Raw genomic sequence first — 17,688 nt, 5'->3', positions numbered from 1 at the left:
CACCAGATGCAAGTAGCAAGGGGTAAATTGTGAAAATTAGACGCTTTTATGGCAAAGACATGCGCGAAGCTTTGAAACAAGTCAAAGACGAGTTGGGCGATGACGCAGTCATCATGTCTAATAAAAAGCTAAGCAATGGCGTGGAAATTGTCGCTGCATATGACAAAGAGCCAGCTGCAAGCCCTAAGCGCGCCGAGTCCAGTTTGGCTTCTGCACCGAAGCCCAAAGCAGAATCCACTCCTACCCTCAGTGAAATCATCGGTGACAGCGGACCGGATAGTCTTAGAGCATTGCTTGAAAAACAAATTCAAGCAAAAGAGTCAGCTCATCAAGTGAGTCAGCCTGTTGCGCAGCCTGCAAGGCCTCAAAATGTAACAAGTCAGCCGCAACGCCAAACGCAGGCGCAACCAGAAGTACCCAACGTACCGCATCAGCAAGACGCATTAAATGAAATGCGTCAAGAGCTAGCCTCTTTACGTAATGTGCTTCAGTTCCAAGTGGCTGGTCTTTTGCAACAAGACAAAGGACGAAACCATCCTTTACACGGCTATTTAACCAACAAGTTACAAAAGATGGGTATCAGTGAAGCACTGGCCAATGAAGTGGTTTCTTATACCCCGGCAGATACTGATGAGCGTCAAGCTTGGTTGTTTTTATTAAAACTGCTGGCTAATCGCATACAAACTGAAGAAAGTAATTTACTGACCAAAGGCGGCATCGCAGTTTTAATGGGCCCTACTGGGACGGGGAAGACAACGACTGTGGCAAAACTTGCCGCACAAGCTGCGCAAAAATACGGTGCTCAAAACGTCGGCTTGATCACCATTGACAGCTATCGAATCGCTGCTTACGAGCAAATTTCTACCTATGCCAGAATTATTGGTTGCTCGGTGAAAAAAGCGCAGAACGCTGAAGAGTTATCAGATCTGTTATTCCAGTTTAGGAATAAGCGACTTATACTTATTGATACTGCAGGGTTTGGGCAAAGAGATGTTAGACTGATCAAGCAGTTAGAAACGTTGAAGCAGAGTACAACGGCGAATATCAGCAGTTATTTGGTCATGCAAGCCAACAGTCAATATCAAGTTATGCAGCAAACCATTGCTGCTTACAAACAGATTTCTTTACAGGGTTGTATTTTCACCAAAATAGATGAATGCTACAGTCTTGGAGAGGCAATTAGTGCGGCCATCGAGCACAAATTGTCCGTGAGCTTTATTACCGATGGCCAAAAGGTTCCGGAAGACTTGAAAGTGGCAGATGCAAAATTTTTAATAACCAGCGCCGCTAAGCTTTATAAAAAGCACGTATTAATTCATACTAGTGGTAACTCACTAAATAACGCAGCAGTGGCAGTATGATTGAGGACCAAGCGAGTAGCTTAAGAAGAATGAATCAATCTCGATTAATTAAAGTGATCGCCGTTACCGGTGGTAAGGGCGGCGTGGGTAAAACCAACGTCACGTTAAATACCGCGATCTCTATGGCCCAGCAGGGTAAGAGAGTCATGGTATTAGACGCAGATTTAGGCTTAGCCAACGTGGATGTGTTACTTGGCTTACGTGTCGTGAAAAACCTTTCACATGTATTGTCAGGGGAATGCACTCTAGACGAAGTCCTTGTTGAAGGTCCCCACGGGATTAAAATTGCGCCAGCAACCTCTGGCAGTCAGTCAATGACTGAACTCACTCCAACCGAACATGCAGGCTTAATTAGAGCATTCAGTGAGCTGCGCTCGCAGATTGACGTATTAATCGTTGATACTGCGGCGGGTATTTCTGATATGGTTTTAAGCTTCTCACGTGCCTCACAAGATATCTTAGTGGTAGTGTGTGATGAACCCACATCCCTCACAGATGCCTATGCATTGATCAAAATTTTGAATAAAGAGCACGGTGTTTTTCGTTTTAAAATTGTCGCCAACATGGTGCGTAATATGCGAGAAGGACAAGAGTTGTTCAATAAGTTAACAAAAGTCACCGACCGCTTTTTAGACGTGGCCTTAGAACTAGTCGCCACAGTACCGTTTGATGAAAATATTCGTAAGTCGGTTCGTAAGCAAAAAGCGATTGTTGAAGCATATCCAACTTCGCCAGCGGCTATCGCTATTAAAAAGCTAGCTCAACAGGCAGCAGGTTGGCCAGTGCCTTCTCAGCCAGGAGGGCATTTAGAGTTCTTCCTAGAGCAGTTGGTGGCCAAAAAAGCCGTGGGCGATATTCGGTGAACAGTAAAGCCGCTGCGTATCAGCAGTTAGATGACAGAAATGCACTGGTGGAGCGTCATGCTCCATTGGTAAAGCGCATTGCTCATCATCTTATTGCCCGCTTACCCGCCAGCGTATTGGTCGACGATCTCATTCAAGCCGGTATGATTGGTTTACTTGAAGCGTCTCGTAACTTCGATGGCACCAAAGGTGCGAGTTTTGAGACCTTTGCAGGGATTCGAATTCGCGGCTCTATGCTTGACGAGATTCGAAAAGGTGATTGGACACCACGCTCTGTGCATAAAAATGGCCGTGCGATAACGGATGCCATTAATAAAGTTGAGCGTGAGACAGGCCGTGACGCCAGAGATGTAGATATAGCCAAAAAACTTGAAGTGAGCATTGAGCAATATCACCAAATGCTCGGTGAAGTGAATGCAGGTAAAATTATTGGCATGGAAGATTTAGGGGTATCGGAAGATGTGGTGACAACAGAGCAAACTAAAGGCTCTGATACTCCGTTTGAAGATTTGCTCCAAGGCTCTTTTCAAAAAGCCTTAGCCCATGCCATTACAACCTTACCTGAGCGTGAAGCAATTGTATTATCATTGTACTATGACGAAGAATTGAATCTACGTGAAATAGGTGAAGTTCTAGACGTGAGTGAATCACGTGTTAGCCAAATACACAGCCAAGCTATGCTAAAACTAAAAAGTAAAATGCAGACTTGGCGTATTGAAGAATAAACAAATAACATATAAATGTTTTGATTTTGCCTCGAGCGGAGAAAGTTTTGGATAAGAATATGAAAATTTTGGTTGTTGATGATTTCTCGACAATGCGTCGCATTATCAAGAACCTATTGAAAGATCTAGGTTTTACTAATATTCAAGAAGCGGATGATGGCAGTACCGCATTGCCTATGCTTCAACAAGGTGATTTTGATTTTGTAGTGACTGACTGGAACATGCCAGGCATGCAAGGAATTGATTTATTGCGGGCGATCCGTGCTGATGAAAACCTTAAACACACACCAGTGTTAATGGTAACGGCAGAAGCCAAAAAAGAACAAATTGTAGCGGCGGCGCAGGCTGGTGTTAATGGGTATGTTATCAAACCATTTACTGCTGCGACCCTTAAAGAGAAGTTGGCCAAGATATTTGAACGCTTAGGTTAGTCAGGCTTTTCTCAACGATAAGGAAGGCCTTATGACCTCACATCCAGCCCCCATGAAGCTAGAAGATGCAAAGCAATTAGTCGCTTTACTTGAAAGTGGTAATAATCAAGGCGCTCAGCAGCTTCTCGATAGTGTCAATGACACCAATTCTGTCGAACTGTTCGAAGAGGTGGGTAAATTAACTCGCCAACTTCATGATTCTTTGAATAACTTTCAACTCGATGAACGTATTGCTAATTTAGCGAATGAAGAGATCCCTGACGCTAAAACGCGGCTCACGTATGTTATTGAAACCACTGAGCAAGCCGCGAATCGCACGATGGACTTAGTCGATGATTGCATGCCCATTGCCGAAAAGCTCAATTCTGAAATGAACGAAATCATTCCTGAGTGGAAGAAGCTTTTTAATCGTCAGTTAGAGCTGGGCGAATTCAATGCCCTGTGCAGACGCCTCGACACGTTTTTAGAAGAGGGGAAGGACGAGTCTGGAAAATTAAACGCATTATTAACCGAGATGCTACTAGCTCAAGGCTATCAGGACATCACAGGGCAAATTATTCGCCGGGTCATTGAACTAGTTAAAGAAGTAGAAGACAGCCTAGTGCATATGTTAACGATGTTCGGTGGATCAGAGTCAACGGAAATTCCTCATATATCTGATAAACAAGCCGATAGTGTTAAAGCGGAAGGCCCAATTCTCGATGCAGCTAACCGTGATGACGTCGCATCTAATCAAGATGATGTTGATGATTTACTGTCAAGTTTAGGATTTTAGAGGCGTTACAATATGGGGTTTGATGTTGACGAGGAGATCCTTCAGGATTTTTTAGTAGAAGCGGGTGAAATACTAGAGCAGCTTCAAGAACAGCTGGTTGAGTTGGAAAATAATCCGCAAGATTCGGATTTACTGAATGCGATTTTCAGAGGCTACCATACGGTTAAAGGTGGCGCGGGCTTTCTTTCGTTAACCGAATTAGTCGATATTTGTCACGGCGCTGAAAACGTATTCGATGTCATGCGTAATGGCCAACGTTCATTAACGCCGGAGTTAATGGATATTATTCTTCAAGCAACCGACGAAGTCGTCGCCATGTTTGAAGATGTAAAATCGAACAAACCCTTGGTAGCAGCAGAGCAATCGTTATTAGATACATTGCATCGCCTGAGTAAGCCAGAGGCGCAAGACCAAGTTGCTGCGCCTCCAATTATCGAAACGCCAGCAATCGAGGCGCCCAGTGAAGCGGCATCTCAGCCTAAAACAAATTCGGATGACTTTGACGAATCCGAGTTTGAGGCCTTGCTTGATGAACTTCACGGTGAAGGTAATCCCGTTGGAGGAGCATCGCAATCACCATCAAATAAGCCGCCACAATCCACAGAGTCTTCCAGTGGCGCTGATATGAGTAGTGATGGTGACGATATTAGTGACGATGAGTTTGAAGCGTTACTCGATCAGCTTCATGGAGAAGGGCAGTTTGGCGGCTCTCAAGACGCTCCCTCTGAATCGACTAACGCGCCCGTAGCAAGCCCAAATTCTGAATCAGAAGATATCAGTGATGATGAATTCGAAGCGTTACTCGATCAGCTCCATGGTAAAGGGCAAGGGCCTGTTACCAAAAAAGAAGCTAACGGAGAAACAAGTAAAGCGCCAAACACTCCAGTAAAGTCTGCAGTATCTGATAACACGCCGTCGCAATCCGCAAGTGAAAAAGCCACTGATAAAAGTAACGACACTAAGTCGAGTGTGCCCAGCATTGCCTCTAGCCAAGCCAATATACCTGCCAAAAGCCCTGGGGCGGCGGACAAGTCGGCTGTTTCTAAGCGTGAGGAAAAGCGTCCCGCAGCACCACAGCCGGAAACGACGGTTAGGGTGGATACTAAGCGCTTAGACCAAATCATGAATATGGTAGGTGAGTTGGTATTAGTGCGTAACAGGTTGCTTAGTTTAGGTTTATCCGTCAACGACGAAAGTATGTCAAAAGCGATTGCTAATTTAGACGTGGTCACCGGCGATTTGCAAGGCGCCGTGATGAAAACGCGCATGCAGCCCATCAAAAAAGTGTTTGGGCGTTTTCCTCGAGTAGTGCGTGACTTAGCGCGCACCTTGAAGAAAGAAATTACCCTTGAACTAGAGGGTGAAGAAACAGATTTAGACAAAAATTTAGTCGAGGCCCTTGCTGATCCTCTGGTGCATCTAGTACGAAATTCAGTGGATCATGGTATAGAAATGCCAGCGGATCGGGTCGCAGCGGGCAAGCCATCTTTAGGTACGGTAAAGCTATCAGCTTCTCAAGAAGGTGATCATATTTTGCTGAGCATAGTCGATGACGGTAAAGGCATGGACCCTGATAAGCTTAAAGAAATAGCTATTTCTCGAGGCGTATTAGATGCTGATGCCGCGGCTCGAATGACAGATGAAGAAGCATTTAATTTAATTTTCGCTCCGGGGTTCTCGACCAAAACTGAAATATCCGAAGTGTCAGGCCGTGGCGTTGGTATGGACGTGGTGAAAACCAAAATTAACCAGCTAAATGGTACGGTCAATATCGATTCTGTGCTGGGCAAAGGCACCACGCTAGAAATTAAAGTGCCACTGACTTTGGCAATATTACCGACTCTTATGATAGTGGTTGGCGATCAAACCTTCGCACTGCCATTAGGCTCGGTAAATGAAATTATCAACATGGATATGAGTAAAACTAATACAGTTGATGGCCAATTAACAAAAATCGTTCGTTCCAAAGCGATCCCATTATTCTATTTACGCGAGTGGTTAGTACGCAAAAATGCTAAGCCAATCCCGCTAGATCGCGCCAAAGGACACGTTGTTGTCGTGCAAATTGGTACCCAGCAACTCGGTTTTGTGGTTGATGCGCTCATCGGTCAAGAAGAAGTGGTGATTAAGCCATTAGATGAATTGCTACAAGGTACTCCTGGCATGGCTGGCGCAACGATTACCAGTGATGGTGGGATTGCATTGATCCTAGATGTTCCAGGCCTACTAAAGCATTATGCTAAGAAAAAAGCCGATGCCATTCGACAAGCGCGTTAAACACGAGGTTTTTACAAAATACACATGGCATACAAGATATTAGTTGTTGATGATTCGATTTTTTTTAGGCGCCGTGTAAAAGAAATTCTAGAGCAAGACCCCAGTTTACAAGTCATAGGTGAGGCCAGAAATGGTCAAGAAGCAATTGAGATGGTCGCTACGCTTAATCCTGATGTAGTGACTATGGACGTGGAGATGCCTATCATGGATGGGATCACTGCCGTCAAAAGAATAATGGCCCGTAAACCCGTCCCCATCATTATGTTTTCTTCATTGACACTTCAAGGTGCTAAAGCCACCTTGGACGCACTGGACGCAGGCGCAATGGACTTCTTACCCAAGAAGTTCGAAGATATCGCGGCAAATCGTCAAGATGCCGTTGCGCTTTTGCAATCTCGGGTCAAAAGCTTGTGTAGAAAGCAACACGGACTGCGCCCCGCTTCTGTGCGTGTGGCCCCTCCTAAAGCGATTTTGTTTAATAAGCCGGTTAGTCGAAATCCTGCTAAACGCTCAGTGCAAGCGACCAGTAGTGTTCCGTTGGGAGCACCACTTTATCATTCTTCGTCCAGTGGTATTCCGTCGGGTAAAAAGTATCGCTGCTTAGCGATTGGCACGTCCACAGGCGGGCCGGTTGCTCTACAAAAAGTGCTCACAGCTGTCCCAAAGAATTTTCCTTATCCTATCTTTATTGTGCAACACATGCCGGGCTCCTTTACTAAGGCATTTGCAGAGCGACTGAATCAGTTGTCGCAATTGACTGTAAAAGAAGCGATGAACGGTGAAGAAGTTAAAGCAGGCGTCGCGTATTTAGCGCCTGGAGGTCGTCAAATGACCGTTCAGGGCGATAGTCAACGTGTTTCTTTTCGAATTTATGATGCACCAGACAGTGCCGATATACTGTATAAGCCCTGCGTTGATATTACGTTTGCGTCAATTGCGCATGTATATCAAGGCGATGTGTTAGGGGTCATACTCACAGGGATGGGCTCTGACGGAAAACTTGGCGCCAGTAAGCTAAAAAGTAAAGGTGCAAAAATTTGGGTGCAGGATGAGCTAAGCTCAGTAGTATATGGCATGCCACAAGCTGTAATGAATGCAGGTATCGCTGAAAAAGAGTTTTCTATAGATGCGTTTGAAAGCCATATTTTAAAAGAGATGGCGTAGAAACTGACGTATTTTGACACTTTCGATAGAGAGTTAAAAAAACAGCAGGCGACTGAAAGGTATTTATCGTGAAAGTATGGACAGTAGCAAACCAAAAAGGGGGCGTCGGTAAAACTACGACAACAGTCACCCTAGGTGGTTTGCTTGCGCAGCGTGGAGCAAAGGTCGTCCTAATCGATACCGATCCCCATGCGTCCTTAAGTTACTATTTTGGTATTGATTCTGACGAATTATCACGCAGTTTATACGATATCTTTATTCACGAAGGGCCTTTAGACAAAGACGCTGTTTTAGATTGCTTATGCCCAACTAAACTTGACTCGCTGTTCATCTTGCCTGCTAGCATGGCGCTAGCCACATTAGATCGCAAGCTAGGGAATCAAAGTGGCATGGGGTTAACCCTTAAAAAAGCGCTCGGGTTGATCGAAGATGAGTTCGAGTACGCGTTAATTGATTGCCCGCCTGTGTTAGGTGTACTCATGGTCAATGCGTTGGCTGCGTCTACCCGAGTGATTATTCCAGTTCAAACCGAATTTTTAGCGCTCAAGGGGTTAGAGCGAATGCTTGGCTCGTTGCACATTATGCAGCAGTCATTACGTAAGGAGTTTCGCTATACCATAGTGCCGACCATGTTTGATAAACGCGTAAAAGCGGCAATAGGCGCCTATCACACATTACGAGAAACCCATGGTGATAACGTTTGGCAGGGATTAATTCCTATCGATACTAAGTTTAGAGACGCCAGTTCAAACCACGCGTTACCTTCAATTCACGCGCCTAAAGCACGAGGTGTGGTAGCGTACACAAGTTTGTTGCGTCATTTACGTTTGTTAGGGGCTGCGAAATGAATGCTAAACCGCCAGGCAAAAAAAGCGTTATGGAAGAATATTTGTCTTCCTTACTTATCGAAGATGTCGAGCAAGATGGGCCACTCACCGAAGAGATTGAGCAAAACGCGTCGTTGCAGCATGTCAGTCAGTTGCTCGACTCTGCCTCAGTGTTGCATACAGAACTGACTAGTTCAGTCTCCAGTGAAGTTGTGCTTGAGCCTGCAAAAATTGATAGCGATAACGTGCTGGCTAAACGTATCGACGAGCAACCTGCTAGCGATGAAGTATTTGAACACAGTCTAAAGGACGCCGAACTTCCCAGCCACGAACAACACGAGAGCGTGACGGTCAACACGGTAGATACTGACAGTGCCGTTAATAAGCAAAGCCAAAACGCGGATAACCCTGTAGCTAAAGATACAGGTATTTATCATGAAGTATTTCAAGTACTTATATTCGAAGTGGCCGGGTTGTCTCTGGCACTGCCACTGACTGAGCTTGGCGGGATCCACCAGTTAGCTGATGTTACGCCTATTTTTGGTAAACCGAACTGGTTTAAAGGGGTGATGCTTCATCGTGATGAAAAAATGAAAGTTGTCGACACTGCAATGTGGGTTATGCCTGAAAAATGTAATGAAAAGCTGGCGGATTCAGCTAAAAATCAATATCTTATCATGCTAGATAGCAGCGGTTGGGGTTTGGCGTGTGAGCGTATTATTGACACCATCACCTTACAAGCTGAAGATGTTAAGTGGCGCAAGTTTGACGGAAAGCGCACTTGGCTTAGCGGTATGGTAAAGAAAAAGATGTGTGCCTTGGTAAACGTGAAGCAATTAATTTCACTTTTGCAGCAGGGTATGAATAGTAAAGACAACTAGCAATTGCTGCTGGAGTATTAAAAATGAGTGATGACAAAACATCAAATAACGTACCATCTGATCGAAACGATGAAGTCTTGCAGTGGGTAACATATAAGCTAGGGGAAGAAACCTATGGCATCAATGTTATGCAGGTTCAAGAAGTATTACGTCACACCGAGATTGCCCCTGTTCCTGGCGCTCCAGATTACGTATTAGGTATCATAAACTTACGAGGTAATGTGGTAACGGTTATCGATACTCGTGCGCGCTTTGGCTTGGAGCCAACAGATTTAACGGACAACACACGTATCGTCATTATTGAGTCTGACGAACAAGTAGTGGGCATTTTAGTAGACAGTGTTGCTGAGGTTGTTTATTTGCGCTCATCAGAAATAGACAGCGCGCCTAATGTAGGTACAGAAGAAAGTGCCAAATTTATTCAAGGTGTGAGCAATCGAGAAGGTGAGTTACTTATTTTAGTCGATCTGAATAAACTCTTAAGTGATGAAGAGTGGGAAGAGTTAACCAATATTTAATGCTCTGTTTCGTTATTAACTGATTTGGACGCAATTGTGGAAATAAGCCATCTGATTTACGTGGTTATTGTGGTCGCCATTTTATTATTTATCGGTGCTTTCGCCGTTTTGGCGAAACGTATTGCTTTATTGCAGCGTCAGAATGAGTGGCAACAAGAATCGTTGAGCGAACTACAAGAGCAATTGCTTGCTAACCAACAAGAGTTGCAGGAAGTGCGCGTGGGCAGCATTGGCATGGGAGACAAAATAAAAGCACTGGTTGCTACGGTAAGACAAACCGCTAGCCAACAAGAGCAACTCGCTAGTCAGGATCCCCAAAGTCGCCTGTACCAACAAGCGGCTAAATTGGTGGCCAGTGGTTACTCAGTTGATGATTTGATGCACGAATGTGATATGCCAAAAGCTGAAGCTGAACTAATCTACAATCTACACAAACGCTAAAATTCCACTGAGCAAGTTACGCTGCAGGTGCTCATATCGTATTACCCCTAAGGTAAAGTTTGCGGTTTTTGCTTGGCGTTAACTTGCTTTTTTCCACGGTTATTCTCTTCTTAATCACCTAGTGCATCGATTTAATTATCTCGCAACACAGATTGTCTCTCCATAAAATGTTGAAATGATAAACACAGGAGCACTTGGTTATGCTCCTTCGAACTTAAGCAGTTTTTACGTTTAGACGTCTAGACGTAAAGATGTTGACATTTACGGCGTTTTGCTCCAGATTTAACCTATCTAAACACATCTTGGAGCCACTATGCCTATTCGAATTCCGACAGAATTACCTGCACAAAGCATTCTAAATAGTGAGAATATTTTTGTGATGGATACCGATCGTGCTGCTATGCAGGACATTCGTCCGTTGGAAGTCGGTATCTTGAATTTAATGCCCAACAAGATGGAAACAGAAGTGCAGTTCTTGCGTCTTTTATCCAATACGCCGTTACAAATCAATGTGGACTTGATACGCATCGACAATCAAGCGCCAAAGAACACCCCTGAATCTCATATGAAGGCGTTCTATCAAAACTTTGACGATGTGGCGGATAAGCAATACGACGGATTGATTGTCACTGGTGCGCCTTTGGCATTGTTGGATTATGACGACGTAAAATATTGGCAAAAAATGAAAGTGGTGTTGGAATGGGCTCAGCGCCATGTGCAATCCACTTTGTTTTCATGCTGGGCTGCACACGCTGCCTTATATCACTTCCACGGTAAAAACCGTAGGTTGCGTGACGAAAAACTCAGTGGGATATTTGCTCATCAAGTGAAGGATGAACATAACGAACTAATGCGCGGCTTTGACCCCGTATTTCATGCCCCTCATTCGCGTTATGGTGAAATAAGCGTAGCAGACTACGAGTCGGTTGAAGGACTTAGTGTGTTAGCTAGTTCAGAAAAGACGGGGGCTTATATAGTCGCCTCAGACGACAAACGATTGGTCTTCGTCACAGGACACCCTGAATACGATCCTGATTCGTTGGATCAAGAATACAAGCGTGACCTAAAAGCGGGATTAACCCCCAACATGCCAGAAAATTACTATCCTGATGATGACCCGGCACAAGGGCCTTTAGTCACTTGGCGAGCGCACGGTAGTTTGCTGTTTACCAATTGGTTAAACTATTACGTGTATCAGAATACGCCTTATGATTTAGCATCATTGTCGAACAAAGATTAGACCTATTTATTATCAGTTTTAAAGGAAAAAATGTGTCAATGGTAACCTCAGAACAAGCATTACTAGACGCCGCACGATCACGGATCCTCGTTTTAGATGGCGCAATGGGCACTATGATCCAAGCGTATGACTTTCAAGAAGATGACTATCGTGGTGAAAGATTCGCCGACTGGCATAGTGATGTTAAGGGCAATAATGACTTATTAACGCTTACCCAGCCTGACGCCATTTTTGATATTCATTGTGCATACCTAGCCGCAGGTGCGGATATCATCGAGACAAACACCTTTAACGCCACCACAATATCCATGTCTGATTACAACATGCAGTCATTGGCCAAAGAGATAAATATAGAATCGGCTAAATTGGCCCGCAAAGCCGCTGATAAATTCACAGCGCTGACACCTGACAAACCGCGTTTTGTGGCCGGAGTGTTAGGCCCAACAAGTCGCACTGCATCAATATCACCTAATGTGAACGACCCAGGGGAGCGAAATGTCACATTTGACGAGCTCGTTGAAGCATATGTAGAAGCGACGAATGGCTTAATAGAGGGGGGCGCCGATTTGATTATGGTGGAAACCATCTTTGATACGTTAAATGCAAAAGCAGCTTTATTCGCCGTAGACACCGTTTTTGAGTCATTAGGCAAAACGTTACCAATAATGATTTCAGGCACGATCACTGACGCCTCAGGTCGAACTTTATCTGGGCAAACCGCAGAAGCTTTCTATTATTCAATGCGTCATACAAATCCTTTCTCGTTTGGTCTTAATTGTGCTTTGGGGCCAGATTTGTTGCGTCAGTATGTTGATGAAGTATCTACTGTGGCGGAATGTTTGGTATCCGCTCACCCCAACGCCGGTCTACCTAATGAATTTGGCGAGTATGACCTTGAAAGTGATGAAATGGCTGAGCATATTCGCGAGTGGGCGCAATCAGGCCTCGTCAATATCGTGGGAGGATGTTGCGGTTCTACTCCAGAGCACATCGCCGCTATCGCCAACGTGGTTAAAGACGTTGCCCCGCGCGTCATCCCAAAACATGAAATTAAACTACGTCTTTCTGGGCTTGAGCCCTTTGTACACTAAATACGGATTGAAGCAGTGGTATTGAGCCATGACGAGTTTTGGCTTAGTGAAATGGCAAGTGAATGAAATTAAGTAAATTGAGTAACCTATGACCCAAGCAAGTGCATCTTTTATCAATGTTGGCGAACGTACTAACGTCACCGGATCCGCCATGTTTAAACGCCTTATCCTAGAAGGTGATTTTGAAAAAGCACTAGATGTTGCTCGTCAACAAGTGGAGAACGGCGCGCAAATCATTGATATCAATATGGATGAAGCCATGTTGGACTCAGAAGCAGCAATGACGCGCTTTTTGAATTTGATTGCCTCAGAGCCTGACATTTCTCGCGTACCGATTATGATTGATTCATCAAAATGGTCAGTAATCGAAGCAGGTTTAAAGTGTGTTCAAGGTAAGGCGATTGTTAACTCCATTAGTTTAAAAGAAGGCGAGGAAAACTTCTTACATCAAGCTAAATTACTGAAACGTTATGGTGCAGCCACCGTTGTGATGGCATTCGATGAGGCAGGGCAAGCGGATACCGAAGATAGAAAATTTGAAATTTGTCAGCGTAGTTATCTGTTATTAACAGAAAAAATAGGCTTTCCTCCAGAAGATATCATTTTCGACCCGAATATTTTTGCGGTTGCCACGGGGATTGAAGAGCACAACAATTATGCTGTGGACTTTATTAATGCCACGCGCAGAATCAGACAAGGTTTACCTCATGCCCACATATCTGGTGGGTTATCAAATGTGTCGTTTTCATTTCGCGGCAATAATCCAGTACGCGAAGCGATGCACTCAGTGTTTCTATTTCATGCCATAAAAGCGGGAATGGATATGGGCATAGTGAACGCGGGTCAGCTTGAAGTGTATGACCAGATCCCAGCCGAGCTGAAAGTCGCGGTTGAAGACGTTATTCTCAACCGTCATCCTGATGCCACTGACCGGCTTTTAGAACTTGCGCCCAAATATCAAGGCGATGGTAAGGCGCAAGTAAAAGAGAACCTCGAATGGCGCGACCTGCCAGTGAATAAGCGCCTAGAGCATGCACTTGTGCGCGGTATCACTGATTACATTGATGAAGATACCGAGCTTGCGCGTCAGCAAGCAGAAAAACCGCTACACGTAATTGAAGGGCCATTAATGGATGGCATGAATGTAGTAGGGGATTTATTCGGTGAGGGTAAAATGTTTCTGCCTCAAGTGGTTAAATCTGCACGAGTCATGAAAAAAGCAGTGGCTTATTTAAATCCTTACATTGAAGCCACCAAGGAAGTTGGCAGCTCGAACGGTAAGATTTTGTTGGCGACGGTAAAAGGTGACGTTCACGATATCGGTAAAAACATTGTTGGGGTGGTTTTGCAGTGTAATAACTTCGATATTATCGACTTAGGCGTGATGGTGCCTTGCGCTAAAATCTTGCAAGTAGCCAAAGACGAAAACGTCGACATGATTGGTTTGTCTGGGCTTATTACCCCATCCCTTGATGAGATGGTATACGTGGCAAAAGAAATGCAACGTCTCGGTCTGGATTTACCTTTGCTTATCGGCGGTGCAACCACATCAAAAGCGCATACCGCAGTCAAAATTGAACAGAATTACGATCAACCCGTGGTTTATGTGCCCAATGCCAGTCGTGCTGTTGGTGTCTGCCAAAAGCTGATATCAAAAGAGCATCGGCCTGCTTACGCCGAGCAAATTTCTAAAGAATATGACGTGGTTCGAGAGCAACATGCCCGTAAGAAGCCTCGCAGTCGTCCCGTCACCTTAGAGCAAGCCCGAGCTAACGCCTTTGACTTCGACTGGAGCCAGTACACACCGCCTGTACCTAAACAATTAGGTGTTCAAACCGTGTCTGTAGAGCTGACAGAGCTGCGCGCTTATATAGACTGGACACCGTTTTTCCTAACATGGTCATTGGCTGGCAAGTATCCTCGAATTTTACAAGATGACGTAGTCGGTAAAGAAGCACAGTCGTTATTCGATGATGCCAACGCTATGCTTGATGACTTGTGTGCAAACAAAAAGCTGCAAGCGAAAGGTGTCATGGGGATTTTTCCTGCAAATAGGGTTGAAGATGATATAGAAGTTTATACAGACGAAACGCGCACTCATGTTAGAGAAGTCTGTCATCACCTTCGTCAGCAAACAGAAAAGGCCAAAGGCTTTAATAACTGTTTAAGTGACTTTATTGCACCTAAGTCATCGCAAAAAGCGGATTTCATTGGTGCGTTTGCAGTGACCGCAGGTATAGGCGAGGACGAACTCGCTGAGGCCTACATCGCCGATGGTGACGACTACAACGGGATCATGGTTAAAGCCCTTGCAGATCGTCTTGCAGAAGGCTTTGCTGAGTATTTACACGAGAAAGTACGCAAAGAAATCTGGGGTTTTGCACCGGATGAATCTCTGAGTAATGAAGAGCTCATTCGTGAAAAATACCAAGGTATTCGCCCTGCACCAGGTTATGCGGCGTGTCCTGAGCATACTGAAAAACAAGCCATTTGGGACTTACTTGATGCCGAGAAGAACACAGGTATGAAATTGACCGAAAGTTACGCCATGTGGCCAGGGGCTGCCGTTTCGGGATGGTACTTCTCTCATCCCGATGCGCGTTACTTCGCTGTTGCACAGATCCAAAAAGATCAGTTGCTCGACTACGCGACGCGTAAAAGTTGGACTGAGTTGGAAGCTGAGAAATGGTTAGGCCCGAATCTACATGCTTAGTACTGTATTCGATGTGCTTTTAAGCCATTAGCCAATGCTATTGCAGTACAACCTGCACAAGGATATTCATAGTACGATGACTGAAAAACGTTATAGTCCCTCATGCGAAAATAACCGCCTACCGATCCTAGCGGTGTTAAAAAGCGCATTGAAAGATCGTCGTCATTTACTCGAAATTGGTTCTGGCACAGGCCAGCATGCCGTGTATTTTGCCCCAGAGTTACCCCACTTAAACTGGCAAACCAGTGATTTAGCCTATAACCACCCCAGTATTCAAGCCTGGCTCGATGACTTGCCGGCACCTAATCTATATCAACCAGTGGTGTTTCAAGTTGGGGCTGATAATTGGCCTGTCAGCCGCGTTGATTGCGTATATACCGCGAACACCACTCACATTATGCAACCTCATGAAGCTGAGATCATGATGCAGACAGTAGCTAAAGAGTTACCTTCAGGTGGTGTGTTTTGTCAGTACGGGCCGTTTACGATAAACGGGGAGTTCACTAGCCAAAGTAATCATGATTTCAACCAACACTTGTTGAATGAGGACTGTGGTGGCATACGCGATATAGCAGAGTTAACGCAGTGGGCTGGGGAGCTAGAGCTTGTAGAGCAACAACCTATGCCTGCTAATAATTTCATGCTCATTTGGCGTAAACCTTAGTAAAATCCATCGCGCTCTATCGGCGAGCGTGATAATTCTGTGATACCAGTGACCTAGTCTTGCGTTGCTTTGAAAGGCAATAATTCTGTGGCGTTTTGCTTATATGTTCGGATCCCCGCGTCTTCTTGCTGAAGGAAGCGTCTTACACCGTCATGAAATGCTGGCTCAGCTAACCAATGGTTTGAGTAGCAGAAAATCGGTTCAAAGCCGCGTAAAATCTTATGTTCACCTTGAGTGCCAGGATTAAATGTAGCGATATTTTGCTCAATGCAAAACTCGATGCCTTGATAGTAACAACATTCATAATGCAGGTTATTGATGTCTTCCATCGCTCCCCAGTATCGGCCATAGAGCTGCTTATCGTCATACAGGTAAAGGGCACTGGCGATAAGCTGATCGTCACGCGTGGCCATCACCAGCATAATATTGTCACGCATCGAGTGGTACAATCGGTTGAAAAAATCGCGATTAAGGTAACCCTGATGACCACTGCGTTTTAAGTAGGTTTGCTGATAACACTGATAGAAAAAGTCGATATGTTCAGGGGTCAGGTTTTTAGCAAATACCCTTTCGAGTTTTACCCCTTGATCTCGTACTTTTCTTCTTTCGTTTCTAATCGACTTTCGTCGCCTAGAGGTAAGCGCCGCGCAAAAATCGTCATAATGTTGGTAGTCTCGATTAAACCATTGAAATTGAACTGCCCTGCGCATCATGTGCTGATGTGTATTTAACGCTACGCTTAAATCCTCAGGCACAAACAACCAATGCATAGATGAAAGTCTATTTTGCGAAATGTAAGTTTGAATGGCTTTGCAGAGTTGGGGCAGCAATTGTGATTTATCCGTGCCGGTTTTTAACATTAACCTTGAACCTGGCACCGGAGTAAAGGGGATGGCACTGATCAATTTGGGATAGTAATTTAGACCGTACTCGCGATAGGTATTAGCCCAAGCAAAATCAAAAACGTACTCCCCGTAGCTATGATTCTTTGTGTACAAAGGTAGAATGCCTACCAAAGTGTCATTGTGATAAATTGTGAGGTGTTGCGGGTGCCAGCCTGTTTTGGCTTCCACAGATTTTGAAAGCTCCAGTGCTTCAATAAAAGCATATTGATGAAACGGGTCACTTTGCTCAGCAATCGCATTCCAACCCTCACTGTCTATTTGCTCTATGCTGCTTAGAAATTTAAAATCAAATATTTGGCGCATGACACTCTACAGGATCCCTTTGATGGGTGAATATATTACCTGATATGACAGATAACGACAGTAAGAACATTAAATATAGTATTACCAAATATTTATCGATGCGCGAGCATAGTTGTCACGAATTGTTGCAGAAATTGACAGCTAAGGGGTATGACAAGGGGTTATGCGAAGAGCGTATTGCTCAATTTAATAAAGCAGACGTTCAAAGCGAACTACGTTATGCCGAGATGATTGTGCGCAGCCGAGTAGCAAAAGGTAAAGGTGAAAAAATCATACGTAGTGAGCTGAGTCAGCACGCTATTGCGCCTGAGCTCATCGACATTGCTATTACCGAGCAAGAGATCGATTGGGATGCGCTCGCCATTCAAGTAGCTGAAAAAAAGTTTGGCCATAAGCCCGCGAAGGATTGGCAGGAGCAACAAAAACGTAATCGTTTTATGCAATACAGAGGCTTTAGCCATGAACAAATTCGGGCAATGAAAAGCGTGCGCTAAGTGCCTTGAAGTCCT

General features: G+C 44.7%; 17 protein-coding genes. 16 read left to right on the top strand and 1 reads right to left on the bottom strand.

From position 1 onward, the window contains the following. Positions 1 to 29: 29 nt before the first annotated feature. The 15 genes from flhF to AC0VYA_RS15295 all read left to right on the top strand — a co-directional run bounded on the left by flhF (position 30) and on the right by AC0VYA_RS15295 (position 15,971). Positions 30 to 1,361 carry a flagellar biosynthesis protein FlhF gene (gene flhF / locus AC0VYA_RS15365; RefSeq protein WP_475488848.1) on the top strand — a complete coding sequence of 444 codons (1,332 nt, stop codon included), beginning with the start codon at positions 30 to 32 and terminating at the stop codon, positions 1,359 to 1,361. Next, positions 1,358 to 2,224, top strand: a complete 867-nt coding sequence (locus tag AC0VYA_RS15360; protein ID WP_011575780.1) for a MinD/ParA family protein — start codon at positions 1,358 to 1,360, stop codon at positions 2,222 to 2,224. Before flhF ends, AC0VYA_RS15360 begins: the two co-directional genes overlap by 4 nt. After that, the gene (locus AC0VYA_RS15355) at positions 2,221 to 2,949 is read left to right on the top strand and encodes an RNA polymerase sigma factor FliA (RefSeq protein WP_006993705.1); all 729 of its coding nucleotides are present in this window, start codon (positions 2,221 to 2,223) and stop codon (positions 2,947 to 2,949) included. The genes AC0VYA_RS15360 and AC0VYA_RS15355 overlap by 4 nt, the downstream gene beginning before the upstream one ends. A 47-nt stretch (positions 2,950 to 2,996) precedes the next feature. Beyond that, on the top strand, positions 2,997 to 3,380 hold the full coding sequence (cheY, locus tag AC0VYA_RS15350) for a chemotaxis response regulator CheY (protein ID WP_011575779.1): 384 nt from the start codon (positions 2,997 to 2,999) through the stop codon (positions 3,378 to 3,380). Positions 3,381 to 3,411: 31 nt separating this feature from the next. Beyond that, entirely contained in the window at positions 3,412 to 4,155 is a 744-nt protein-coding gene (locus AC0VYA_RS15345; protein ID WP_473475156.1) for a protein phosphatase CheZ, read from the top strand. A 12-nt stretch (positions 4,156 to 4,167) separates the two neighbouring features. Then, a complete protein-coding gene (locus AC0VYA_RS15340) occupies positions 4,168 to 6,432 on the top strand; it encodes a chemotaxis protein CheA (protein ID WP_475488847.1) in 2,265 nt (754 codons plus the stop codon). A gap of 24 nt (positions 6,433 to 6,456) precedes the next feature. Beyond that, positions 6,457 to 7,596, top strand: coding sequence for a protein-glutamate methylesterase/protein-glutamine glutaminase (locus tag AC0VYA_RS15335; RefSeq protein ID WP_475488846.1), 1,140 nt, complete (start codon positions 6,457 to 6,459; stop codon positions 7,594 to 7,596). Between the two features lie 68 nt (positions 7,597 to 7,664). Then, positions 7,665 to 8,444: a ParA family protein gene (locus AC0VYA_RS15330; protein ID WP_475488845.1), complete on the top strand. Its 780-nt coding sequence runs from the start codon at positions 7,665 to 7,667 to the stop codon at positions 8,442 to 8,444. Then, the gene (locus AC0VYA_RS15325) at positions 8,441 to 9,304 is read left to right on the top strand and encodes a chemotaxis protein CheW (RefSeq protein WP_475488844.1); all 864 of its coding nucleotides are present in this window, start codon (positions 8,441 to 8,443) and stop codon (positions 9,302 to 9,304) included. Before AC0VYA_RS15330 ends, AC0VYA_RS15325 begins: the two co-directional genes overlap by 4 nt. Positions 9,305 to 9,327: 23 nt before the next feature. Then, the gene (locus AC0VYA_RS15320) at positions 9,328 to 9,822 is read left to right on the top strand and encodes a chemotaxis protein CheW (protein WP_011575773.1); all 495 of its coding nucleotides are present in this window, start codon (positions 9,328 to 9,330) and stop codon (positions 9,820 to 9,822) included. A gap of 36 nt (positions 9,823 to 9,858) precedes the next feature. Further along, on the top strand, positions 9,859 to 10,263 hold the full coding sequence (locus AC0VYA_RS15315; protein WP_475488843.1) for a DUF2802 domain-containing protein: 405 nt from the start codon (positions 9,859 to 9,861) through the stop codon (positions 10,261 to 10,263). 313 nt (positions 10,264 to 10,576) lie between these two features. Continuing rightward, entirely contained in the window at positions 10,577 to 11,503 is a 927-nt protein-coding gene (metA, locus tag AC0VYA_RS15310) for a homoserine O-succinyltransferase MetA (protein WP_473475147.1), read from the top strand. A 38-nt stretch (positions 11,504 to 11,541) separates the two neighbouring features. Continuing rightward, positions 11,542 to 12,594, top strand: coding sequence for a homocysteine S-methyltransferase family protein (locus AC0VYA_RS15305; protein WP_475491077.1), 1,053 nt, complete (start codon positions 11,542 to 11,544; stop codon positions 12,592 to 12,594). 88 nt (positions 12,595 to 12,682) lie between these two features. Continuing rightward, positions 12,683 to 15,307 (top strand): methionine synthase, encoded by a 2,625-nt coding sequence (gene metH, locus AC0VYA_RS15300; RefSeq protein ID WP_475488842.1) that lies wholly within the window; start codon positions 12,683 to 12,685, stop codon positions 15,305 to 15,307. Between the two features lie 76 nt (positions 15,308 to 15,383). Further along, entirely contained in the window at positions 15,384 to 15,971 is a 588-nt protein-coding gene (locus AC0VYA_RS15295) for a DUF938 domain-containing protein (protein ID WP_041713945.1), read from the top strand. 53 nt (positions 15,972 to 16,024) lie between these two features. Here the strand turns inward: AC0VYA_RS15295 and AC0VYA_RS15290 are convergent, their stop codons facing one another. Then, entirely contained in the window at positions 16,025 to 17,179 is a 1,155-nt protein-coding gene (locus tag AC0VYA_RS15290; RefSeq protein ID WP_475488841.1) for a GNAT family N-acetyltransferase, read from the bottom strand. 26 nt (positions 17,180 to 17,205) lie between these two features. On the opposite strand from AC0VYA_RS15290, the gene AC0VYA_RS15285 reads away from it, so the two are divergent. Beyond that, positions 17,206 to 17,673 (top strand): regulatory protein RecX, encoded by a 468-nt coding sequence (locus AC0VYA_RS15285; protein WP_011575768.1) that lies wholly within the window; start codon positions 17,206 to 17,208, stop codon positions 17,671 to 17,673. Positions 17,674 to 17,688: the final 15 nt, after the last annotated feature.

It is taken from the genome of Paraglaciecola sp. QJM3NY_14, from assembly GCF_056173245.1.
This window is presented reverse-complemented; position numbering and strand designations above follow the sequence as displayed.